This window comes from Rhizobium sp. LjRoot258, assembly GCF_964254185.1.
In the GTDB taxonomy this organism is placed as follows: Bacteria; Pseudomonadota; Alphaproteobacteria; order Rhizobiales; family Rhizobiaceae; genus Rhizobium.
This window is the reverse complement of the sequence record NZ_CAXUST020000001.1, coordinates 13,155-36,170: the sequence shown is the minus strand read 5'-3', so window position 1 is coordinate 36,170 and position 23,016 is coordinate 13,155. Positions and strand designations below refer to the sequence as shown.

Annotated in this window: 25 protein-coding genes; 21 read left to right on the top strand and 4 right to left on the bottom strand. The window is 61.0% G+C overall.

Going from position 1 to position 23,016, the window contains the following annotated elements; all coding sequences use genetic code 11:
• The first annotated feature begins 2 nt into the window (after positions 1-2).
• From ACSQ9D_RS00190 to murJ, 3 genes are all read left to right on the top strand, one after another.
• A complete protein-coding gene (locus ACSQ9D_RS00190; protein ID WP_436280686.1) occupies positions 3-278 on the top strand; it encodes a hypothetical protein in 276 nt (91 codons plus the stop codon).
• A 105-nt stretch (positions 279-383) separates the two neighbouring features.
• Entirely contained in the window at positions 384-3,293 is a 2,910-nt protein-coding gene (locus ACSQ9D_RS00185; RefSeq protein ID WP_436280685.1) for a [protein-PII] uridylyltransferase, read from the top strand.
• 10 nt (positions 3,294-3,303) lie between these two features.
• A complete protein-coding gene (gene murJ / locus ACSQ9D_RS00180; protein ID WP_436280684.1) occupies positions 3,304-4,884 on the top strand; it encodes a murein biosynthesis integral membrane protein MurJ in 1,581 nt (526 codons plus the stop codon).
• A gap of 16 nt (positions 4,885-4,900) precedes the next feature.
• Here the strand turns inward: murJ and ACSQ9D_RS00175 are convergent, their stop codons facing one another.
• Positions 4,901-5,326, bottom strand: coding sequence for a YcbK family protein (locus tag ACSQ9D_RS00175; RefSeq protein ID WP_436280683.1), 426 nt, complete (start codon positions 5,324-5,326; stop codon positions 4,901-4,903).
• Positions 5,327-5,797: 471 nt separating this feature from the next.
• Here ACSQ9D_RS00175 and ACSQ9D_RS00170 point away from each other — a divergent pair, with 471 nt between their 5' ends.
• The 17 genes from ACSQ9D_RS00170 to trmB all read left to right on the top strand — a co-directional run bounded on the left by ACSQ9D_RS00170 (position 5,798) and on the right by trmB (position 20,264).
• On the top strand, positions 5,798-6,193 hold the full coding sequence (locus ACSQ9D_RS00170) for a VOC family protein (protein WP_037114723.1): 396 nt from the start codon (positions 5,798-5,800) through the stop codon (positions 6,191-6,193).
• Positions 6,194-6,290: 97 nt separating this feature from the next.
• Positions 6,291-7,355, top strand: coding sequence for a tryptophan--tRNA ligase (trpS, locus tag ACSQ9D_RS00165; RefSeq protein WP_436280682.1), 1,065 nt, complete (start codon positions 6,291-6,293; stop codon positions 7,353-7,355).
• A 103-nt stretch (positions 7,356-7,458) separates the two neighbouring features.
• On the top strand, positions 7,459-7,884 hold the full coding sequence (locus ACSQ9D_RS00160; protein ID WP_436280681.1) for a cupin domain-containing protein: 426 nt from the start codon (positions 7,459-7,461) through the stop codon (positions 7,882-7,884).
• A gap of 81 nt (positions 7,885-7,965) precedes the next feature.
• On the top strand, positions 7,966-8,457 hold the full coding sequence (locus ACSQ9D_RS00155) for a universal stress protein (RefSeq protein WP_436280680.1): 492 nt from the start codon (positions 7,966-7,968) through the stop codon (positions 8,455-8,457).
• A 110-nt stretch (positions 8,458-8,567) separates the two neighbouring features.
• Positions 8,568-9,134, top strand: coding sequence for a NifU family protein (locus tag ACSQ9D_RS00150; RefSeq protein WP_436280679.1), 567 nt, complete (start codon positions 8,568-8,570; stop codon positions 9,132-9,134).
• Between the two features lie 102 nt (positions 9,135-9,236).
• Positions 9,237-9,896 (top strand): tRNA (adenosine(37)-N6)-threonylcarbamoyltransferase complex dimerization subunit type 1 TsaB, encoded by a 660-nt coding sequence (gene tsaB, locus ACSQ9D_RS00145; RefSeq protein ID WP_436280678.1) that lies wholly within the window; start codon positions 9,237-9,239, stop codon positions 9,894-9,896.
• Positions 9,893-10,393, top strand: coding sequence for a GNAT family N-acetyltransferase (locus tag ACSQ9D_RS00140; protein ID WP_436280677.1), 501 nt, complete (start codon positions 9,893-9,895; stop codon positions 10,391-10,393). Before tsaB ends, ACSQ9D_RS00140 begins: the two co-directional genes overlap by 4 nt.
• A gap of 36 nt (positions 10,394-10,429) precedes the next feature.
• Positions 10,430-10,858, top strand: coding sequence for a Fur family transcriptional regulator (locus tag ACSQ9D_RS00135; RefSeq protein ID WP_024314517.1), 429 nt, complete (start codon positions 10,430-10,432; stop codon positions 10,856-10,858).
• A gap of 30 nt (positions 10,859-10,888) precedes the next feature.
• On the top strand, positions 10,889-11,686 hold the full coding sequence (locus ACSQ9D_RS00130; protein ID WP_436280676.1) for a lysophospholipid acyltransferase family protein: 798 nt from the start codon (positions 10,889-10,891) through the stop codon (positions 11,684-11,686).
• Positions 11,687-11,734: 48 nt separating this feature from the next.
• Positions 11,735-13,144 carry a tRNA (N6-isopentenyl adenosine(37)-C2)-methylthiotransferase MiaB gene (miaB, locus tag ACSQ9D_RS00125; protein ID WP_436280675.1) on the top strand — a complete coding sequence of 470 codons (1,410 nt, stop codon included), beginning with the start codon at positions 11,735-11,737 and terminating at the stop codon, positions 13,142-13,144.
• A gap of 18 nt (positions 13,145-13,162) precedes the next feature.
• Positions 13,163-14,215: a PhoH family protein gene (locus ACSQ9D_RS00120; protein WP_024314514.1), complete on the top strand. Its 1,053-nt coding sequence runs from the start codon at positions 13,163-13,165 to the stop codon at positions 14,213-14,215.
• The gene (gene ybeY / locus ACSQ9D_RS00115) at positions 14,215-14,730 is read left to right on the top strand and encodes an rRNA maturation RNase YbeY (protein ID WP_436280674.1); all 516 of its coding nucleotides are present in this window, start codon (positions 14,215-14,217) and stop codon (positions 14,728-14,730) included. Before ACSQ9D_RS00120 ends, ybeY begins: the two co-directional genes overlap by 1 nt.
• On the top strand, positions 14,727-15,878 hold the full coding sequence (locus ACSQ9D_RS00110) for a hemolysin family protein (RefSeq protein ID WP_037114747.1): 1,152 nt from the start codon (positions 14,727-14,729) through the stop codon (positions 15,876-15,878). Before ybeY ends, ACSQ9D_RS00110 begins: the two co-directional genes overlap by 4 nt.
• Positions 15,879-15,955: 77 nt before the next feature.
• Complete coding sequence (gene lnt, locus ACSQ9D_RS00105; RefSeq protein WP_436280673.1) at positions 15,956-17,557, top strand: apolipoprotein N-acyltransferase; 1,602 nt, start codon at positions 15,956-15,958, stop codon at positions 17,555-17,557.
• Between the two features lie 152 nt (positions 17,558-17,709).
• Positions 17,710-18,129 (top strand): helix-turn-helix domain-containing protein, encoded by a 420-nt coding sequence (locus ACSQ9D_RS00100; RefSeq protein ID WP_037114753.1) that lies wholly within the window; start codon positions 17,710-17,712, stop codon positions 18,127-18,129.
• A 183-nt stretch (positions 18,130-18,312) separates the two neighbouring features.
• On the top strand, positions 18,313-19,566 hold the full coding sequence (gene metK, locus ACSQ9D_RS00095) for a methionine adenosyltransferase (RefSeq protein ID WP_024314510.1): 1,254 nt from the start codon (positions 18,313-18,315) through the stop codon (positions 19,564-19,566).
• The gene (trmB, locus tag ACSQ9D_RS00090) at positions 19,563-20,264 is read left to right on the top strand and encodes a tRNA (guanine(46)-N(7))-methyltransferase TrmB (protein WP_436280672.1); all 702 of its coding nucleotides are present in this window, start codon (positions 19,563-19,565) and stop codon (positions 20,262-20,264) included. Before metK ends, trmB begins: the two co-directional genes overlap by 4 nt.
• Before the next feature lie 7 nt (positions 20,265-20,271).
• On the opposite strand, the gene ACSQ9D_RS00085 is transcribed toward trmB, so the two are convergent.
• Positions 20,272-20,529 carry a DUF1150 family protein gene (locus tag ACSQ9D_RS00085; protein ID WP_024314508.1) on the bottom strand — a complete coding sequence of 86 codons (258 nt, stop codon included), beginning with the start codon at positions 20,527-20,529 and terminating at the stop codon, positions 20,272-20,274.
• A 49-nt stretch (positions 20,530-20,578) separates the two neighbouring features.
• A complete protein-coding gene (locus ACSQ9D_RS00080; protein WP_072371517.1) occupies positions 20,579-21,010 on the bottom strand; it encodes an Hsp20 family protein in 432 nt (143 codons plus the stop codon).
• Positions 21,011-21,271: 261 nt separating this feature from the next.
• Between ACSQ9D_RS00080 and ACSQ9D_RS00075 the strand changes: the two genes are divergently transcribed.
• Positions 21,272-22,216, top strand: a complete 945-nt coding sequence (locus ACSQ9D_RS00075; protein WP_436280671.1) for a nucleoside hydrolase — start codon at positions 21,272-21,274, stop codon at positions 22,214-22,216.
• 31 nt (positions 22,217-22,247) lie between these two features.
• Here ACSQ9D_RS00075 and grpE read toward each other — a convergent pair whose 3' ends face one another.
• Positions 22,248-22,877: a nucleotide exchange factor GrpE gene (grpE, locus tag ACSQ9D_RS00070; protein ID WP_436280670.1), complete on the bottom strand. Its 630-nt coding sequence runs from the start codon at positions 22,875-22,877 to the stop codon at positions 22,248-22,250.
• Positions 22,878-23,016: the final 139 nt, after the last annotated feature.

The window sequence follows — 23,016 nt, the reverse complement described above, 5'->3', positions numbered from 1 at the left end:
CGATGTTCATGGACCGGCTATTCAACGAGACGCAGAAGCTTGCGGCGATTTTCAGTGCACTCGAAGCATTGCGGCTTGCCGACGAGCGCGGCAATCCACGCGGCTGGGCCTCGCCCTTCGGCCTGCTCCAGATCATCCGCTGTTGTGCCGGGATTCTGGAGCTTTCCTCCTGTGTCGCAAAGGCTGGCTACCGAGAGTGTGACCGCGAGACGCTAGAGGAGATCGCCAGCGAGACGCGCAAAGTGCTCTATTCGGTGCAGGCGCAGGTGGCGGCCTGATTGCCGCATGCAGGCGGTTTCGGACGTGGCAACACCTTTTCGCCAAAATTAAAGGTTCTGCAGTATGAAAGCCCGTGTCATCGGCGGGCAAAGAGGCTATAGCGCATGCAGACGAAACGAGAGACGCAGCAAGAAGCAGCTGCGCCGCGCGAACAGGAAGCCGCCCCGCGCATGGCGACGACGAACGACATCGATTTCTCCGATATCCTCGACACCGACTATCTGCAGAAGATGTGCGACGCTGTGACCGAGGCCAACAAAACGCGGCCTGACGTCATGCGATCCGATCTGTTGGCCATTCTCAAGAAGGCAAGCGGCGAGGGTCGCCAGAAGGCACGCACCCTGCTCTTGGCCGACGGCAGCGGCATCAATTGCGCCCGCCGCATCTCCTGGCTGCAGGACCAAATCATCACGGTTCTCTACGAATTCGTCTGCACCCATGTCTTCCCACAGCAGAAGGACAAGTTCGCCGTGACCGCCGTCGGCGGCTACGGCCGCGATACGCTGGCGCCGGGTTCCGACATCGACCTCCTGTTCCTGTTCCAGCCGAAACCGGCGGAGGAGACACACAAGGCGGTCGAATTCATGCTCTACGTCCTCTGGGACATGGGCCTCAAGGTCGGCCACGCCACGCGTACCCTGGAGGAGTGCATCGCGCTGTCGAAGTCCGACATGACGATTCGCACGGCGATCCTCGAGATGCGCTATATCTGCGGCCTGCGCGCGCTGGAAACGCAGCTGGAGACGCGCTTCGACAAGGAAATCGTCACCGGCACCGGCCCGGAATTCATCGCCGCCAAGCTTGCAGAGCGCGACGAACGGCATCGCAAGGCCGGCGACACGCGCTATCTCGTCGAGCCCAACGTCAAGGAGGGCAAGGGTGGCCTGCGCGACCTCCATACGCTCTTCTGGATCTCGAAATACTACTACCATGTCCGCGACACCGCCGAGCTTGTGCCGCTTGGCGTTCTCTCGAAGCACGAGTACCACGTCTTCCAGAAGGCGGAAGACTTCCTTTGGGCGGTGCGCTGCCACATGCATTTCCTGACCGGAAAAGCAGAGGAACGGCTGTCCTTCGACATCCAGCGCGAGATTGCCGAGGCACTCGGATATCATTCGCGGCCCGGCCTTTCGGCCGTCGAGCGCTTCATGAAACACTACTTCCTCGTCGCCAAGGATGTCGGCGATCTGACGCGTATTCTCTGCGCGGCACTCGAAGACCAGCAGGCGAAGTCGACGCCGGGGCTGACCGGCGTCATCAGCCGCTTTGCGCATCGCAGCCGCAAGATCGCCGGCAGCACCGAGTTCGTCGAGGATCGCGGCCGCATCGCACTTGCCAGCCCCGATATCTTCAAGCGCGACCCGATCAGCATCATCCGCCTCTTCCACGTCGCCGACATCAACGGCCTGGAATTCCATCCCGATGCGCTGAAGCGCGTCACCCGCTCGCTCAGCCTGATCGACAACAATCTGCGCGAAAACGAGGAGGCAAACCGCCTCTTCATGTCGATCCTGACCTCGAAGCGCGATCCGGCGCTGATCCTTCGCCGGATGAACGAAGCCGGCGTGCTCGGCCGCTTCATCCCAGAATTCGGCAAGATCGTCGCAATGATGCAGTTCAATATGTACCACCACTATACGGTGGACGAGCATCTGATCCGCACCCTCGACGTGCTGTCAGAGATCGACAAGGGCAAGGCCGACGACCTGCATCCGCTCGCCAACAAGCTGATGCCCGGCATCGAGGACCGCGAGGCGCTTTATGTTGCCGTGCTGCTGCACGACATCGCCAAGGGCCGCCAGGAAGACCACTCGATCGCCGGCGCCCGTGTCGCCCGCAAGCTCTGCGCCCGGTTCGGCCTGTCGCAGAAGCAGACGGAGATGGTCGTCTGGCTGATCCAGGAACATCTGGCGATGTCGATGGTCGCCCAGACCCGCGACCTCACCGACCGCAAGACGATTATCGACTTTACCGATGTCGTGCAGTCGCTCGAACGCCTGAAGATGCTGCTCATCCTGACGATCTGCGACATCCGCGCCGTCGGACCGGGCGTGTGGAATGGCTGGAAGGGTCAGCTGCTGCGCACACTCTACTATGAAACCGAACTGCTGCTTGCCGGCGGCTTCTCGGAGGTGTCTCGCAAGGAGCGCGCCAACTTCGCAGCCGAAGCACTCTTCAACGCCCTCTCCGACTGGAGCCAGAAAGACCGCAAGATCTACAGCAAGCTGCACTATCAGCCCTATCTGCTCTCCGTTCCCCTGGAGGACCAGGTGCGTCATGCCGGCTTCATCCGCCAGGCCGACAAGGCAGGTCAGGCGCTGGCGACCATGGTGCGCACCGACAGCTTCCATGCGATCACCGAGATTACCGTGCTATCGCCTGACCATCCGCGGCTGCTCGCCGTTATCGCCGGCGCTTGCGCTGCGGCCGGCGCCAACATCGTCGATGCACAGATCTTCACGACCTCGGACGGCCGCGCACTCGACACAATCCATGTCAGCCGCGAATTCAAGGACGATGCCGACGAGCTGCGTCGCGCCGGCACCATCGGGCGGATGATCGAGGACGTCCTTTCCGGCCGCAAGCGCCTGCCTGAGGTGATCGCGACGCGCACCAAGAACCGCAAAAAGAGCAAGGCCTTCGTCATTCCCCCGTCGGTCAACATCTCCAACAGCCTGTCGAACAAATTCACCGTCATCGAGGTCGAATGCCTCGACCGGACAGGCCTGCTGTCAGAAATCACCGCGGTTCTCTCTGATCTTTCGCTCGATATTCAGTCGGCCCGCATCACCACCTTCGGCGAGAAGGTCATCGATACCTTCTACGTGACCGACCTCGTCGGCCAGAAGATTTCGGGCGACAGCAAGCGCTCGAACATCACCGCGCGCCTCAAGGCGGTGATGGCCGAGGAGCAGGACGAGCTGCGCGAGCGCATGCCCTCCGGCATCATCGCGCCGCCGACCACGGCTCGCGCCGCGACGCAAACAGAAAAGAAGGCGGATTCGCCCGCATGAGCCCAAGCGCATGAGCCTCGTCAAGAAATTCGCCACCGTCGGCGGCGCCACGCTCGGCAGCCGCATCTTCGGCTTTGCCCGTGAAACGCTGATGGCGGCCGCACTCGGCACGGGTCCGATGGCCGACGTCTTCTACGCCGCCTTCCGCTTTCCGAACCTCTTCCGTCGCCTGTTTGCCGAAGGCGCGTTCAACGCCGCCTTCGTGCCGCTCTTTGCCAAGGAGATCGAGGCGCACGGCATCGACGGCGCCAAGCGCTTCTCCGAGGAAGTCTTCGGCGTGCTGTTTTCCGTGCTGCTGCTCATTACCATCGTCATGGAGCTCTGCATGCCGCTGCTCGTGCGCTTCGTCATCGCGCCGGGCTTTGCCGACGATGCGGAAAAATTCTCGATCACCGTGCGCATGGCGGCGGTGATGTTCCCCTATCTCATGTGCATGTCGCTGACGGCAATGATGAGTGGGATGCTGAACTCGCTGCATCATTTCTTCGCCGCAGCCATTGCGCCCATTTTCCTCAACCTGGTGATGATCGGCGCGCTGTTCTATTCGCTCTATATCGGCGCCGAACCGCTTCAGACCGCCTGGTACCTCTCGTGGGGCGTGCTCGTAGCTGGCATCCTGCAACTCGTCGTCGTCTATCTCGGCGTCCTGCATGCCGGCATGAGCATCGGCCTTCGCTTTCCCCGCATCACACCAAACGTCAAGCGCCTGCTGATCCTCGCAGTCCCTGCCGCCGTCACCGGCGGCATTACCCAGATCAACCAGATGATCGGGCAGGCGATCGCTTCCGCACGCGAAGGGGCGATCGCCGCACTTCAATATGCGGACCGCATCTACCAGCTGCCGCTCGGCGTTGTCGGTGTCGCGGTCGGCGTGGTGCTGCTGCCGGAATTGGCGCGTGCCTTGAAGGGCGGCCATCTGCGCGAGGCCGGAAACCTGCAGAACCGGTCGATCGAATTCGTGCTGTTCCTGACCATCCCGGCCGCCTTTGCACTCTGGATTCTCTCCGATGAGATCATCCGCGTGCTTTATGAGCGCGGCGCATTCCATCAGGAAAACACCGCGATCGTCGGCTCCATCCTCGCCGTTTACGGCATCGGCCTACCTGCCTTCGTGCTGATCAAGGCGTTGCAGCCGGGCTTTTATGCGCGCGAGGACACCAAGACGCCAATGCGCTTTTCTGCCGTTGCCGTTGGCGTCAACTGCGCGACGGCGCTGACGCTCTTCCCATTTCTCGGCGCTCCCGGCATTGCGGTTGCAGAAGCGACGGCAGGCTGGATCAGCACCGTGCTTCTCTTCACCACGCTGCTGCGCCGCGGTCACCTCACCTGGGAATGGGCCTTGGCGCGGCGCACGGCGCTGCTCGTCGTATCCGCAGCCGTGATGGGCGGCGTGATCATGTACCTGCAGCACCGGTGGGAGCCGTGGCTTGCCTCAGGCGCACACCTGGCGACGAAGGTCGGCACACTCGGCCTTCTGATCATCATCGCCATGGCCGTTTATTTCGCGACGGCGTTCCTGATCGGCGGCGCAAACCTCGGCATGATCCGGCGCAACCTGAACCGCAAGCCGGCCGCAAAAGTGGACGGCTAGCGTTCCGCGCTCAACCTCAGCAGTAGGTCCATCGTCGTTTGGGACCTATGTCCACATGGACGATGCCGTTGCAGTAACGGCCGATCCCGCCGATCCCTGGCGCCGATGCAGCAATCGCAATGATCGTTCGCTCCGATACGCCGGGGATCCGGATATCGGCGGCCGCGCAATGGCGATGTTGGGAGTGTGATCGCCCGCGCGCCCGCAGCCCTGAGGTTACCATCGGGCGGCGGCCGGTCTTAGTGGCGATATAGGCAAGAATGCCGCGCAGTTGCGGCGGGAAGCAGTTCGCCTGAACGCTGACGGTCTGCAGAGAGTAGGCGAGCGTTTCCTTATGCTTGAGCGGCGGTATTGCCACTCGTCTGACATTCTGGGCGTCGGCACTGTCGAAACACGACAGACAGAACAGGCCGGCGAGTGCGATGGAAAATGCGGACTGCATGGTTCCCTCCCCTCGAATACGCCGGAGCCCCCGGCGCAGCCTTTGGCGGATGGAACGCTCTCCCTAAAAATGGCCTTTTTGTGAAATTTCCTACCTTCCGTTACGGAACATCGCCATATTCTACCGCTAATTGGCAGGTTAGGGATACCTCAAAAGCAGTATAAATTTTCCTTTTTGTAGATTCGCGAGATATATTCACAGAGGAAATTCGTCGCCGATTTTCCCCGCCTTATGGCGCTCTTCCGACAATGGCGCCGTCCCATCTTCGGGTACACCGCAAGGCGTTGCGGGGTTGGGAAGCGCCATATGCTTTTTACTCTAGCGACGCAATTTCCAGCGCCCCGTCCGAGTGAAATGCAAGATCGAACCACGGCCGGAATGACCGTGTGAAGGTAAAGACGTGTTCCAACCGCACCCCTTGACCGATCACCCGCCCTTGGTAACAACACGACATCACAAATCGGAGCCACGATGTCCCAATCGCTTTTCCTCGTGACCCTTGTCGTCGACGATTACGACCGCGCCAAGGATTTCTATTGCGGCGTGCTTGGCTTCGATTGCCTTCAGGACGACATCCAGCCCGAGGGCAAGCGGTGGGTGGTGGTCAAGCCGAAGGGCGGCGACGGCGCAGCCTTTTTGCTCGCGCAGGCCGCCAACGACCAGCAGAAGGCGGCGATCGGCAACCAGACCGGCGGGCGCGTCGGCTTTTTTCTCAAGAGCGACGATTTTGCCCGTGACCATGCATCGATGCTGGCCAAGGGCGTGCACTTTCTCGAGGCGCCGCGGCACGAGGTTTATGGGACGGTCGCCGTGTTTTCGGATCCTTACGGCAACACCTTCGACCTGATCGAACACGCCACAGGCTGAACCCCTTGATTGCCCTGTCTTCCGCGTGCATAAGCGCGCCCGTTAGCAACATGGGTTACAAACCCTGGGGCCCTCCACCAGCCTAATCGAGGACATAATGAGCGAATTCAAGAAAGTCGTTTTCTCCGGCGTCCAGCCGACCGGCAATCTCCATCTCGGCAACTATCTCGGCGCGATCCGCAAATTCGTGGCGCTGCAGGAAGGCAACGACTGCATCTACTGTGTCGTGGATATGCACGCGTTGACGGCCCAGCTCGTCCATGAGGACATGCCGAACCAGATCCGTTCGATCGCAGCCGCCTTTATCGCGTCCGGCATCGATCCGCAAAGGCACATCGTTTTCAACCAGTCGGCCGTGCCGCAGCACGCCGAGCTCGCCTGGATCTTCAATTGCGTCGCGCGCCTCGGTTGGATGAACCGTATGACGCAGTTCAAGGACAAGGCCGGCAAGGATCGCGAGCAGGCCTCGCTCGGTCTCTACGCCTATCCGAGCCTGATGGCCGCTGACATTCTCGTTTACCGCGGCACGCATGTCCCGGTTGGCGACGACCAGAAGCAGCACCTTGAACTCGCCCGCGACATCGCCATGAAGTTCAATCTCGACTATGCGCAGCACATCCGCAAGGCGGGCTACGGCATTGACATCACCGTCGGCAATGAGCCGGTGCATGCCTATTTCCCGATGGTCGAGCCGCTGATCGATGGCCCGGCGCCGCGCGTCATGTCGCTTCGCGACGGCACCAAGAAGATGTCGAAGTCGGATCCGTCCGATCTTTCGCGCATCAACCTGATGGACGACGAGGACGCGATCTCGAAGAAGATCCGCAAGGCCAAGACCGATCCGGAAGGCCTGCCTGGCGAGATCGACGGTCTCAAGGGTCGGCCGGAAGCCGACAATCTTGTCGGCATCTATGCAGCACTCGCTGACAGGTCGAAGGCTGACGTGCTTGCCGAATTCGGCGGCCAGCAGTTCTCGGTCTTCAAGCCGGCGCTCGTCGATCTCGCCGTCAACGTGCTCTCGCCGATCACCGCCGAGATGCGCCGCCTGATGTCGGATACCAGCCACATCGACGCGATCCTGCGCAACGGCGGCGAACGGGCACGGGCACGCGCCGAGGTGACGATGAAGGAAGTGCGCGACATCGTCGGCTTCCTCTACTGAGATACGGCCTCACGAGCCTGTCCGGGGCGGCGTTGGCGCCCCGGACTTGTCGAAACCGGACCTGCGGCGTAATCTTTTGGGAACGGACCGCCAGGAGGCTTCGATGCGAGATCGCAACCTCATCCAGATCGGCGCCATGGAGATCCGGCTTCTGATCGACGAGGATCAGAGCGCCGGCAGTCTGGTGATGTTCGAATTCACGGTCCCGCCTCAAGCACGTGTCCCGGCCGCTCATTATCACCGCGACGTCGACGAAGTGATCTACGGACTGTCCGGAACGATGACGACGACGCTGGACGGGCGCAAACACGAGATCGCACCGGGGAAAACCCTGTTCATTCCGCGCGGCTATGTCCACACCCACGAGAACCTGCACGGAGAAACCGCCAAGGCTTTGATCACCATGACGCCCGGCCTGATCGGCAGGCGGTATTTCGAGGAGATGGCCCTGGCCATCAACGTTCAGGGAAAGCCCGATATCGAACATGTGAAGGCAATCATGCGCCTCTATGGACTGGTTCCGGCCTGACGCGGCCCCGCGCCGACGATCCTTCCAGGATCAAAAACGAAGGCTTGCAAATTTTCGGGTTCAGGTGTCAGAGTCCGCGCCATGGTATCGAAACGACTCTCCCGGCTCGAAGGTCATCGCCGCAAATTCATGGCGGTCATTGACGATACGCCCGAATGCTCCCGCGCCGTCCATTATGCGGGCCGGCGCGCCAAGAACTCGAATGGCGGCCTTGTGCTGATGTACGTGATTCCGGAGGGCGACTTCCAGCAGTGGCTGGGGGTGGAGGAGATCATGCGCGTCGAGGCGCGCGAGGAGGCCGAGGCCGTGGTCGCCAAGGCGGCGCATGTGGTTCGCGAAACGATCGGCATCGACCCTGAGATCGTCATCCGCGAGGGAAGCGCCACCGAGCAGATCAACGCGGTCATCGAGGAAGACCGCGATATTGCGATCCTGGTGCTTGCCGCAAGCTCTGCCAAGGAAGGTCCAGGACCGCTGGTGTCGTCGATTGCCGGGCGTGGCGCGACATTTCCCATCCCCGTCACGGTCCTGCCTGATACATTGACCGACGAGGAACTGGATGCTCTCGCATAAGGCGATTTCTTGAGTACCAGTCTCTTGAATAGAGTTGCCAATCGGCTTATTTTCTCTTTTGAAGAATTCTAAAGACGGCTTGGGGCCACTGCCCGCCGCAGGAGAGCGAGATGTTTATTCAGACCGAAGCCACGCCGAACCCCGCCACGCAAAAGTTTCTTCCCGGCCGGGTCGTGATGGAAAACGGCACGGCCGAATTCCGTAGCGCCGACGAAGCGCAGGCTTCGCCGCTTGCTGCTCGGCTGTTCGAGATTGCGGGCGTGACCGGCGTCTATTTTGGCTACGACTTCATTTCCGTCTCTAAGGACAATGCCGAGTGGCAGCACCTGAAGCCGGCGATCCTCGGTTCGATCATGGAACATTTCATGTCGGGCAAGCCTGTCATGGGCGACGCCTCGGTTCTTTCCGAGGACCTCGATGCCGGCGGCGAGTTTTTCGACGAAGCCGACGAGGCGATTGTCCTCACGATCAAGGAGCTGCTGGACACGCGCGTGCGTCCGGCCGTTGCGCAGGATGGTGGCGACATCACCTTCCGTGGTTTCAAGGACGGCAAGGTCTATCTCAACATGAAGGGCTCCTGCTCCGGCTGCCCGTCGTCGACGGCGACGCTGAAGCATGGCGTGCAGAACCTGCTTCGCCATTTCGTTCCGGAGGTCGAGGAAGTGGTCGCCGCCTGACGACGACACTCCCGTTCCGGCATTCATCATGGCGCAGCATTTGCAAGCGCGGCAGGGTGGATGTATGGACGCTCAGGAACGCTTTATTCGGAAATTGATGCCATGATCATACTGGCGCTCGACACCGCAGGTGTGGATTGCGCTGCCGCTGTCTATGACAGCGGCAGGGATACGATGCTGGGGGAGGCATCGGACATGATCGGCAAGGGGCACGCAGAGCATCTGATGGGGATCGTCGATCGCGCGCTGAACCAGGCGGGCGTGGCGCTTTCGGCCGTCGATCGCATTGCCGTCACCATCGGTCCAGGCTCCTTCACCGGCATTCGTGTCGGCGTTGCCGCCGCGCGCGGCTTTGCGCTGTCGCTCGGCGTTCCGGCCGTCGGCATCACCACGCTTGCGGTGATGGCCGAAGCGCAGCGGCTGAAGACGCCGAGGCACCCAGTGCTCGCCGCCATGGATGCCAAGCGAAACGAAATCTACCTGCAGGCCTTCGATGCCGACGGCGGGCCGCTTGATGAAGCGCGTGCCGTCACCGTCGAGGAAGCGCAGGCACTCGCCGCGACATTCGAAGGCGAAATCATCGGTTCGGCCACACCTCTCCTGAAACCGGACACGACCGGCGATCACGCCAACCATTTCCCGATTTCCATCGTGGCGCGCCTCGGCGCCGCCGCTGATCCTTCTGCCGGAAAGCCGAAGCCTCTTTATCTGCGCGGACCCGACGCCAAGCCCCAGGCCGGGTTTGCAATTGCGCGAGTATGACGATGTTGGAATCCTATTTGACGCTGAAGCCGGAATTCGAAATCGTCGCGATGGATGCCGATGATTGCCGCGCTGTCGCCGCTCTGCACGGTGAACGTTTCGCCCGCCCGTGGGGCGATGGCGAGTTCTACAGCCTGCTCAGCCAGAACACAGTCTTCGGCTTCGTGGCACGCCAGACCAATGCAATCCTCAAGAAGCCGTTGCCCGGCTTCGTGCTGGCTCGCCAGGTCGCCGGCGAGGCGGAAATCCTGACGATCGCCGTGCAGACGAAGGTCGCACGCGCCGGCCTTGGCTGGCGGCTGATGCAGGCCGCCATGCGCGAAGCACACGCACGCGGCGGCGAGAGCATCTTTCTGGAGGTCGATGACGGCAATGCGGCGGCGCTCGGCCTTTACCGCAAGCTCGGCTTCGAGAAAGTTGGCGAACGCAGGGGATACTACAAGGATGCCAAGGGCGCGGTTTCCACAGCGCTTGTCATGAAGCGCGTTCTTCGCTAGTCCGTTGCTTGAACGTTGACTATCGGAAGGCAGCCCATGACTGACGTCGCCAAGACCCTCGAGGAGCTTTGCGCTGAACGCGGCATGCGCATGACCGAGCAGCGCCGGGTGATCGCGCGCATTCTCGAGGAATCCGCCGACCACCCTGACGTGGAAGAACTCTATCGGCGCTCGGTGAAGGTCGATGCCAAGATCTCGATCTCCACGGTCTATCGCACCGTGAAACTGTTCGAGGACGCCGGCATTATCGAACGCCACGACTTCCGAGACGGCCGCTCGCGCTACGAGACGGTGCCGGAAGAGCATCATGACCACCTCATCGACCTCAAGTCGGGTGTCGTCATCGAGTTTCACTCGCCCGAGATCGAGGCATTGCAGGAACGCATCGCCCGCGAACACGGCTTCAAGCTGGTCGACCATCGGCTGGAACTTTATGGCATTCCGCTCAAGAAGGACGAGCGCTGAGGCCATGATCACAGCTGGGGAGTCTTCGCTTTGATCGCCTGGCTGCGCGTCGGCCTCGCCGGCATCGTCATTCTCCTTGCTAGCATCCTGCTCATGCCCTGGCAGCTCTTGGCGCTACGCTTCGACTGGAAGCTGCGACGCTGGCTGCCCCGCATCTGGCATCGCATCATCTGCTTCTGCCTTGGCATCCGCATTCGCGTCCATGGCAAGATGGAAACGCACAGACCGTTGATGCTTTGCGCCAACCATTCGTCGTGGATGGACATCATGGTCCTGTCCTCTGTCGCCGACGTTGCGTTTATCGCCAAGATCGAAGTGCGCGACTGGCCGATTTTCGGCACGCTGGCGAAGCTGCAGAAGAGCGTCTTCGTGGTGCGTGAGGAAAAGCGCAAGACCGGCCACCAGGCGAATGAGATTGCGACCCGCATGGCAAATGGCGAGATCGTCGTTCTGTTTCCCGAGGGCACGACCTCGGACGGGAACCGGCTTCTGGAGGTCAAATCCTCGTTGTTCGGTGCAGCCGCGATGGCGGTTCCGGCTTCGCCAACGGGCGCTGTCGTAATCCAACCGGTCGCGGTTGCCTATACCGGCGTCCACGGTTTGCCGATGGGACGTTATCATCGCCCGCTCGCCTCCTGGCCCGGCGACGTGGAGATGCTCCCGCACCTGAAGGATATGCTGCGATGCGGCGCGTTTGAGGTGGACGTCTGTTTCGGCGACGCGGTCGAATATCGCGGCGACAGCAACCGCAAGGACGTCAGCGCGACGATTGCACGACGCATCCGCGCCATGCTTGGCGCGGTACTGCGCGGCCGCGACGCCGCGTAAGACAAGATTTCCTTTTCTAGCGCAGCAAAAACCACTAAATAGCCGCCCATGACCCAGGACAGCGCCCTTCTTCAGGCCCCGGAGACCGATCTCCGTGATGGCAGCAACAACCGCAAGGTATTCATCAAGACCTACGGCTGTCAGATGAACGTCTATGACTCGACGCGCATGAGCGACGCCCTCGCCCGCGACGGATACGAGCCGACGGAAAACATGGAAGAGGCCGACCTCGTTCTGCTGAATACCTGTCACATCCGTGAGAAGGCTGCTGAAAAGGTCTACTCGGCGCTCGGGCGTCTGCGCGATATGAAGAAGGAACGCAACAGGGAGGGCCGCGAGTTCATGATCGGCGTTGCCGGCTGCGTGGCGCAGGCCGAGGGCGAGGAAATCCTGCGCCGTGCGCCCGCCGTCGATGTCGTGATCGGGCCGCAGACCTATCATCGCCTGCCGGAAGCGCTGCGCAAGGCGAAGGAAGGGCAACGCATCGTCGATACCGAATATGCGCTCGAAGACAAGTTCGAGCATCTGCCGATCGCCGAGAGCAAGAAAATCCGCTCGCGCGGCGTAACCTCCTTCCTCACCGTTCAGGAAGGTTGCGACAAGTTCTGCACTTTCTGTGTCGTGCCCTATACACGCGGTTCGGAAGTGTCGCGTCCGGTCAGCCAGATCGTCGAGGAAGCGCAGAAGCTCGTCGAAGGGGGCGTGCGCGAGATCACGCTGCTCGGCCAGAACGTCAACGCCTGGCATGGTGTGGGCGCCAATGGTCAGGAATGGACCCTCGGTGATCTGCTCTATCGGTTGGCTGAGATCCCCGGGCTTGCGCGGCTGCGCTACACGACCAGCCATCCGCGAGACATGGACGATCGGCTGATCGAGGCGCACCGGGATCTGCGCGCGCTGATGCCGTACCTGCATCTGCCGGTGCAGGCCGGCTCCGACCGCATCCTGAAGGCGATGAACCGACGCCACACGGCCGCCGAGTATCTGACGCTGGTCGAGCGCATCCGCACTGCCCGCCCTGATATCGCCCTCTCCGGCGACTTCATCGTCGGTTTTCCGGGGGAGACAGACCAGGATTTTGAAGATACACTGCGTCTGGTGGAGGAGGTGCGCTATGCGCAGGCTTTCTCCTTCAAGTACTCGACACGGCCGGGCACGCCCGGCGCGGAACTGAAGGACCAGGTGCCGGAAGAAATCAAGGCAAAACGGCTGGAACGCCTGCAGGCGCTTCTTGTGAAGCAGCAGCAGGAATTTGCCGAATCCTGTGTCGGAAAAACGATCGAACTGTTGCTCGAAAAGCCCGGTCGCATGCCAGGACAGCTTATCGGCCGTTCTCCCTGGCTTCAGTCCGTGAATGTTGATGCAAAAGAATTGCAAATCGGTGACATTATTAATGTGCGAATCACCGGAACCGGAACCAACAGCCTGTTTGCCGAGATTGCAGAGGCTGAGGTCTAACCCAAGGAGCCTGACCGCTTGAACGGACAAGAATTGGTTTCTTCTTCACCGCGCCACCCACGCATTGCGAGCGACGCCAATCACTTTATTCTGACGTTCGAGAACAATCGGTTCGCCAGTGAACTGTTCGGTCAGTTCGACCAGAACCTCAAGCTGCTTGAAGAGCGTCTGCACATCGACGCTCGAGCGCGGGGCAATTCCGTCGTTATTTCTGGAGACATCGTCGCCACCAACCAGGCGCGGCGCACCCTCGATTATCTCTACGAGAAACTCCAGAAAGGCGGCAGCGTCGAACGTTCCGACGTAGAAGGCGCGATCCGTATGGCTGTGGCCGCCGACGATCAGTTGAGCCTGCCGACGATGGAGAAGAAGGCCAAGCTGACGATGGCCCAGGTTTCCACGCGCAAGAAGACCATCATTGCCCGCACGCCGACCCAGGATGCCTATCTCCGGGCACTGGAGCGCGCTGAACTCGTATTCGGCTGCGGTCCGGCCGGTACCGGCAAGACCTATCTCGCCGTCGCCCACGCCGCTCAACTCCTGGAACGCGGCGTCGTTGAGAAGATCATCCTTTCGCGCCCGGCGGTCGAAGCCGGCGAACGTCTCGGCTTCCTGCCAGGCGACATGAAGGAAAAGGTCGATCCTTATCTTCGTCCGCTCTATGACGCACTCTACGACATGATGCCGGCCGACAAGGTCGATCGCGCCATTACCGCCGGCGTCATCGAAATTGCACCGCTCGCCTTCATGCGTGGCCGTACGCTCGCAAATGCCGCCGTCATCCTCGACGAGGCGCAGAATACCACGTCGATGCAGATGAAGATGTTCCTGACACGTCTTGGCGAGAATTCGCGGATGATCGTCACCGGCGATCCGAGCCAGATCGACTTGCCGCGGGGCGTCAAATCTGGCCTCGTGGAAGCGCTCCAACTGCTGAACGGCGTCGAGGGTATCTCGATCGTACGCTTCAAGGATACGGACGTTGTGCGTCATCCGCTCGTCGGGCGCATTGTCAGGGCCTACGATTCCACCTATGCAACGGATACCGAAGAGGATAGCCGGCAGGGCTGATGGCGGAACTCGATATCCAGATCAGCATCGAGGAGGGCAATTGGCCCTCCGAAGATGCGTTGCATGCATTGGTCGATCGCGTATTGGAAGCGGCCGCGACCTATCTTCGCGAGAGCCAGAAGCAGCCGTTTCCCAAGATGGTGCCGGAAGTCTCGCTGGTTTTCACCGACGATGCCTCGATCCAGGACATCAACGCGGAATGGCGCGGCAAGGACAAGGCGACCAATGTGCTTTCGTTTCCCGCCTTCCCGGTGAAGCCGGGCAAGGTGCCGGGGCCGATGCTAGGCGACATCATCATCGCAAGAGAAACCGTCGAGCGAGAGGCAGCAGAACTCGAGAAGAGCTTTGACGACCATCTAACGCATCTGATGGTGCATGGTTTCTTGCATCTCTTCGGCTACGATCATAATAATAACGCTGAAGCCGAGATAATGGAGGGGCTCGAGACTCGCATTTTGGCGGTACTCGGCCTATCTGACCCATACGAGGGTCAAGACCTTAAAATGGAACCATGAGCGACTTTACGACGAGACCGGCCCCTGAGGCCAAGGACGCCGACCAATCCTCCTCTTCCGACGAGGGTGGCAGTAGTAGTAGGCAGTCCGGACGATCCCAATCCTTCTGGTCGCGCGCAGCGCGCATCCTGAGACCACAGCAGGGCTCGCGTCTTCGCGAGGACATCGCCGATGCGCTGATGACCGACGCGGCCGACGGCGACGTCTTTTCGCCTGATGAACGGGCGATGCTGCACAATATCCTTCGCTTCCGTGAGGTGCGTGTCGCCGACGTTATGGTGCCCCGCGCCGATATCGAGGCCGTCGATCAGAACATCACCATCGGCGAACTGATGATCCTGTTCGAGGAATCCGGCCGTTCGCGCATGCCGGTCTATGCGGATACGCTCGACGACCCGCGCGGGATGGTGCATATCCGCGATCTTCTGTCCTACGTTGCCAAGCAGGCGCGCAACAAGCGCCGCGGCAGCACCAAGACCCTCAAGCCGGCGGAGCCTCTGGTCGAGGTTTCCCCCGAGCACCTGCAGAAGCCGACGCGCTCCGCGAAGCCGAATTTCGACCTCAGCCGCGTTGACCTGCAGAAGACGCTTTCAGAGGCCGGCATCATTCGCAAGATCCTGTTCGTTCCGCCGTCGATGCTTGCTTCGGATCTCCTTCGCCGCATGCAGGTGAACCGCACGCAAATGGCGCTCGTCATCGACGAATACGGCGGCACCGATGGGCTGGCGTCGCACGAGGACATCGTCGAAATGGTCGTCGGCGACATCGACGACGAGCACGACGACGAAGAAGTCATGTTCAAGCGCGTGTCCGAAGACATCTTCGTCGCGGATGCTCGCGTCGAATTGGAGGAGATCGCGGAAGCGATCGGACCGGACTTCGACATCACTGAGCAGGTCGACGAAGTCGACACGCTGGGCGGCCTGATCTTCTCCGAGCTCGGGCGCATTCCGGTGCGTGGCGAGGTCGTGCAGGCCCTGCCCGGTTTCGAGTTCCATATTCTCGATGCCGACCCGCGCCGTATCAAGCGCGTAAGGATCACCCGCAAGCGCCAGGCCATCCGCCGCCGCATCAAGATCGACGGCGACGGCACCCCCGGCGCCGATCACGGCGAAGAGCGGCAAACCGACGCTCCCACGACAAACTGACCGCCGCAAAGCACGACAAACGGCGGCTTTTTTGAAAGACTGCGGTCGGGTTGATTCGCAGCTTGATGGGAGTGTGCATGGAGCGGCTTGCAGACAGGGTTATCCTGGCCTGGGGGGTCAAGAGGGCTGCACTGGCCGTCCTTGCAGGCGCTGTCGGCGTTCTGGCCCTGCCTCCATTCGGCTTCTTTGCTGCCATGTTCTTCTCGTTCACGCTGCTCGTCTGGCTGATCGACGGCTCGGCTGCCGCTCCTGAGAGCGGGTTGATCGGCCGGCTATGGCCTTCCTTCGCCGTCGGCTGGCTCTTCGGCTTCGGCTATTTCGTCGCCGGTCTCTGGTGGCTTGGCCATGCCTTGATGATCGATGCCGAGGCTTTCGCCTGGGCGCTGCCGCTGGCGATCCTCGGCCTGCCTGGCGTGCTCGCCATCTTCTATGGCGTTGCGGCCGCGCTGGCGCGAACCATGTGGTCCGATGGCATGGGGCGGATTGCGGCGCTTGCCGCGAGCTTCGGATTGCTCGAGTGGCTGCGCAGCGTACTTTTCACCGGCTTTCCCTGGAACGCAGTCGGCTACGGCATGGCGCCCGTACCGCTCATGATGCAGTCGGCGCATGTCATCGGCATCATGGGCATTACTTCGCTCTCGGTCTTCATCTTCGCGGCTCCCGCGCTCCTCGGCACCCGCCAGGGCGCGAAGCTCGGCCTCTCACTGGCAGCCCTGCTTTTCACAGTACATATCGGCTACGGCGCCTATACCCTCTTTGGCCCACAGCCTGCGCCGACACCGGACTCCAAGAGCCCGGTCATCCGCCTCGTTCAGCCGATGATCGAACAGACGGCGAAGATGGACAATGACGCCGACCGCGCCGCGATCTTCGAGAAGCACCTGAAACTCTCCGTCGAGCCGCCGAAGGAGGGCGGTCGCAAGCCCGACATCATCGTCTGGCCGGAGACGTCCATTCCCTTCATCCTGACCGACAACCAGGATGCGCTCAGCCGGATCGCGGACACGCTCGACGACAACCAGATCCTGATTGCCGGCGCCGTCCGGGTGGAGGATATGGGGCCCGGCAATCCGCCACGTTACTACAATTCGATCTACGTCATCGATGGCCGTGGGCAGATCGCCGGCGCCGCGGACAAGGTGCATCTCGTGCCGTTTGGCGAGTATGTGCCGTTCGAGAGCATTCTAGACGATTTCGGTATCCAGAACGTCGTGGAGATGCCGGGCGGCTTTTCGCCGGCCGCCACGCGGCAGTTGCTGACCTTGCCGACCGGGATCAAGTTCTATCCGCTCGTCTGCTACGAGATCATTTTCCCGGATGAGATGACCGGCGACCTCGGCGTGGCCAATGCCATCCTCAACGTCACGAACGATGCGTGGTTTGGTGCGACACCCGGGCCCTACCAGCACTTTCAGCAAGCCAGGTTGCGCGCTGTAGAGACCGGCCTGCCGCTGATTCGCAACGGCAACAGCGGTATTTCTGCCATCGTGAACGCCCGCGGCGAGGTCATTGCCGGTCTCGGCCTCAATGAAACGGGCTTCGTCGACGCAACCATTGAGAGCTTCGGTGCGCAACGCGATCCAGGCTACCCACGCCAAACTTACTTCTGGTTGCTGGAAATACTTCTGTTTGCAATTGCGCTGGTTTCGCGTTTAGGTTTTGTTTTCAAGCAGAATTGACCGAAAACCCCTAAAATTGCATAGTGGTTGGGATCGGCGTTCTTAGCGTATGTTTCAAGGTGGTTAATAGAGACTTTGCAACGTGGCGTTTTGGGGATGGGTTTGGGCATGCCGGTTTGAACAAGGTTGAAAATTATTGTTAGGGCAGGACCATGATTGAGAACAAGAAGAAGCCGAACCCCATCGACATCCATGTTGGTAGTCGCATCCGCCTTCGCCGAACGATGCTCGGAATGAGCCAGGAAAAGCTCGGCGAGAGCCTCGGCATCACCTTTCAGCAGATCCAGAAATACGAAAAAGGCACCAACCGCGTCGGTGCCAGCCGCCTCCAGAACATCTCCAGCATTTTGAACGTTCCGGTTTCCTTCTTCTTTGAAGACGCACCCGGCGACCAATCCTCCGGCCTGTCGGGCATGGCGGAAGCCTCGAGTTCCAACTACGTTGTCGACTTTCTTTCGTCGTCCGAAGGGCTCCAACTCAACCGCGCCTTCGTGAAGATCACCGACCCAAAGGTTCGCCGTAAAGTCGTCGAACTGGTGAAGGCACTCGCTGCCGAAGCTGACAGCGAATAATAGCCACTCAAAATTTGGAGCAAAAACGAAAGCGGTCGCAACGGCCGCTTTTTGGCGTTTTTTGGGCATAATTTGCCACTTTGCCGTAGATATAAAGATATATTTATGTCCTTCTACGCTTGTTTTTCCCGCGCGAACTGGGTACCTACTACGCAGCTTTTGTTCTTTGAGGGGAATCCCGGAATGCGCGCGAATTACCTTTTCACCAGCGAGTCAGTTGCCGAAGGTCACCCGGACAAGGTGTGTGACCGGATCTCCGACGAGATCGTGGATCTGGTCTACCGCGAAGCCGCCAAGACCGGCGTCAACCCCTGGGGCGTGCGTATTGCCTGCGAGACGCTGGCAACCACCAACCGCGTCGTGATCGCCGGTGAAGTGCGCCTGCCGCCGAGCCTGATGAAGAAGGACAAGGACGGCAAGGACGTCATCAACCCTTCGAAGTTCAAGGCCGCTGCCCGCCGCGCCATCAAGGACATCGGCTACGAGCAGGACGGCTTCCACTGGAAGACGGCCAAGATCGACGTGCTCCTGCACTCGCAGTCCGCCGACATTGCCCAGGGTGTCGACAATGCCGCCGACCAGCAGGGCGACGAAGGTGCCGGCGACCAGGGCATCATGTTCGGCTACGCCTGCAAGGAAACGCCGGATCTCATGCCGGCACCGATCTACTACTCCCACAAGATCCTGCAGCTGCTTGCCACTGCCCGCAAGAAGGGCGACGGCGACGTCGCAAAGCTCGGCCCCGATGCCAAGAGCCAGGTGACCGTGCGTTACGTCAACGGCAAGCCTGCGGAAGTCACGTCGATCGTTCTCTCCACCCAGCATCTCGACGAAAGCTGGGATTCGAAGAAGGTTCGCGCGGTCGTCGAGCCCTATATCCGCGAAGCTCTCGGCGAACTGCCGATTGCCGACGATTGCATGTGGTACATCAATCCGACCGGCAAGTTCGTGATCGGCGGCCCTGATGGCGACGCTGGTCTGACCGGGCGCAAGATCATCGTCGACACCTACGGCGGCGCTGCTCCGCACGGCGGCGGCGCGTTCTCCGGCAAGGACACCACCAAGGTCGACCGTTCGGCTGCCTACGCGGCCCGCTATCTTGCGAAGAACGTCGTTGCCGCCGGTCTTTCCGACCGCTGCACGATCCAGCTCTCCTACGCCATCGGCGTCGCACAGCCGCTGTCGATCTATGTCGACCTGCACGGCACCGGCAAGGGCGTGACGGAAGACCAGGTCGAAGCCGCGATCCGCAAGAACATGGATCTGTCGCCGACCGGCATCCGCCGTCACCTCGACCTCAACAAGCCGATCTACGCCAAAACCTCGGCCTACGGTCACTTCGGCCGCAAGGCTGGCCGCGACGGCTCGTTCTCCTGGGAGCGCACGGACCTCGTCAAGGCGCTCAAGGACGCCGTCAAGGTCAAGGAAGCAGCATGACCGACATGGAACGCCGCGGACGGGCGACCGAAGCCTTCTTCGGTCGCCGCAAGGGAAAGGCTCTGCGCGAGCATCAGGCAGAGCGACTGAACACCCTGCTTCCGGCGTTCCTCATCGATCTTTCAGCGGCTCCGCCCGAGCCGCTGAAGACCCTCTTTCCGGTGCCGACAGACAGGCTGAGCCTGGAAATCGGTTTCGGCGGCGGCGAACATCTGATCCATCGCGCCGTGGAAATGCCCTCCACTGGCTATATCGGTGTCGAGCCTTTCATCAATTCCATGCAGAAGCTGCTGACGAGCGTCGCCAAGGCGGGCGCCAAGAACGTCCGTGTCTACAACGACGACGCGACGCAATTGCTGGACTGGCTGCCTGACGCCTCGATCGACCAGATCGATCTGCTTTACCCGGATCCGTGGCCGAAGAGAAAGCACTGGAAGCGCCGCTTCGTGTCGAAGACCAATCTCGATCGCTTCCACCGCGTGCTGAAGCCGGGCGGGCTGTTCTGCTTCGCCTCCGACATCGACACTTACGTCAACTGGACGCTGCTGAAATGCCGAGACCATGGCGGTTTCGAATGGCTGGCACAGAATGGTGCAGACTGGCTGACGCCCTATGAAGGCTGGCCAAGTACACGCTACGAGGCCAAGGCGCGGCGCGAGGGCAGATCCTCCGCCTATCTAACGTTCAAGCGAGTCTGAGCCTGCCCTAGTGCAGGCTCACTGTCTTCAACTCATCCTCGGCAGCCTTGAAGAAGGTGCTGGAGCGGTTGTCCGTAAGCAGGATCGGCGTGCCATCGGCGCCGAACAGCGCCCAGAGGTCAACGCTCGGATCGATATCCGGTGCCTCGGGGAAGCACCTGGATACTTCCTCAGACCGCATTTTCCGGATGTAGGCGACCTCGCCGTTGCCGATACCGGCAAGTTCGGTTTTGGTCAGGTGCGAATTGGCTTCTTTCATCAACATTCCTGTACCTCCATGAGAAGGGACCAACGGCTCAAGTTGCGCCGTTGTCCTACTGTGAGACCGAAATGTTAATTTTCTTCACCATACGGCTCGGCTCCGGGCGGATGAGATCCACCGCGAGCAGCCCATTCTTGAGGCAAGCACCCAAAACCTGCATCCCATCGGCCAGAACAAAAGTCCGCTGGAATTGACGCGCGGCGATGCCGCGATAGAGGTAGTCGCGCTCCCCCTGGTCGATCTGGCGACCATGGATCGAAAGCTGGTTTTCCTCGACAGAAACGTCGAGCTCCTCCTCGCTGAATCCGGCGACGGCAAGAGTTATGCGCAGCCTTTCCGGATCGCCGGACGCGCGATCGGCGGCGACGCGCTCGATATTGTAGGGGGGGTATCCGTCGCTGGCCTTGGAAAGGCGCTCCAGCGTCTTTTCCATGGCGTCAAAGCCCAAAAGCAGGGGGCTCGCGAAAGGCGTCATACGGCTCATCGTCTCCAAGTCCTTGATTCAAGCGACCTTGCCAGACCTGAAAGACAGCATCCGGACGCTTCCAATATGGGAATTGCCTCACGCGGACGCAAGGCAGATATCGGCGCCGCTCGCAGGGAGCCCGCAAGGGGTCCGACCTTGACAAAGCAAGCGCCGCCTCGCATCAAAACCTGCCCGTACCGGCTGCGCCGATTTGCGACGGGAATATAAACAAATGGTGCATGCCGCGAAAACGCGCACCACGAGGACGGAACGATCGGAATGGCAGACCCTAGAAAGATCATCATCGACACCGACCCCGGCCAGGACGACGCCGCGGCCATCATGCTGGCCTTCGGCAGCCCGGAAGAGCTCGAAGTGCTCGGCATCACCACGGTCGCCGGCAATGTGCCGCTCTCTTACACCAGCCGCAATGCGCGCATCGTCTGCGAGCTCTGTGGCCGGACAGATACCAAGGTCTTTGCCGGCGCCGACAAACCGATCGCGCGAAAGCTGGTGACCGCTGAGCACGTGCATGGCAAGACCGGGCTTGATGGTCCCGTTCTCGATGAGCCTAATATGCAGCTACAGCCGCAGCATTCCGTGGATTTCATCATCGAAACGCTACGCAACGAGCCTGAAGGCACGGTGACGCTCTGCACGCTGGGGCCGCTCACCAACATCGGCATGGCCTTCCAGAAGGCGCCCGACATCATCCCGCGCATCCGCGAACTGGTGATGATGGGCGGCGGCTTCTTCGAAGGCGGCAACATCACGCCGGCCGCCGAGTTCAACATCTACGTCGATCCCGAGGCAGCCGATATCGTCTTCCGCTCTGGCATCCCCATCGTGATGATGCCGCTCGACGTCACACACAAGCTTCTGACCCGAAAGGATCGCGTCAAGCGCATGGCCGATCTCGGCACGCGCCCGGCGATCGCCATGGTCGAGATGCTGGAATTCTTCGAACGCTTCGATGTCGAGAAGTACGGCTCCGACGGCGGTCCGTTGCACGACCCGACGGTTATCGCCTATCTCTTGAAGCCGGAGCTTTTCAAGGGGCGAACCTGCAATGTCGAGATCGAGGTGAAGTCTGAGCTGACGGCCGGCATGACCGTCGTCGACTGGTGGCACGTGACCGACCGCAAGCGCAATGCGCAGGTCATGCGCGATGTCGATGCGGACGGCTTCTTCGATCTGCTGATCGAACGTTTCGCCCGCATCTGAGGTTCAGATTGGCTTTCAGGCGCCTGAGAGATCAGGCGTCCTTCTGGTCGAAAACGGAATTCGTTTCGGGTTCGACGAGCTTCGGCCCGCCCTTGGCGACGCCGACCATGGCGGGGCGCAGAACACGCTCACCAATGGTGTAACCGGCCTGAACGACCTGAACCACGGTGTTGTTCGGCACATCGGGGTTCGGCACTTCGAACATGGCCTGGTGGAAGTTCGGATCAAACTTCTGGCCGACCGGCTCCAGTTTGCGGACCCCGTGGCGCTCAAGCGCCGACAACATCGAGCGCTCCGTCATCTCCACACCTTCGATCAGCGTCGTCAGTCCGGGATCGGCGGCAGCCCTGGCTTCCTCAGGGATCGCATCGATGGCGCGGCGCAGGTTGTCCGAAACGGCCAGCATGTCGCGCGCAAAGCCCGCGGCGGAGTAGGTCCTCGCATCCTTGACTTCGCGCTCTGTGCGGCGGCGCAGGTTATCCATCTCTGCGGCAAGGCGCAGATAGCGGTCGCGCAGCTCTGTATTCTCGGACTTTAGCAGTTCCAGCGGATCGGGCTTTGCGCTGGCTTCGGCGGCTTCGTTCTCGACGTTTGCGGCGGCATCCGCTGCGGCTTCGGCCGCGGCGGCGTCAGGTCCGTTCTTCGTCGTTTCGTCAGTCATGACGTTCTCCGGTGATTGATGTCCTTTAGGATGTGCCCGATATCGAGCTTTGACGGGCAAAAATCAAGTCTGCGTGACCGAAAAGCATGACTTGTAGGCAATCGTGCCGGGCCACCCCACAGGGTCTAGCTTGACTTGG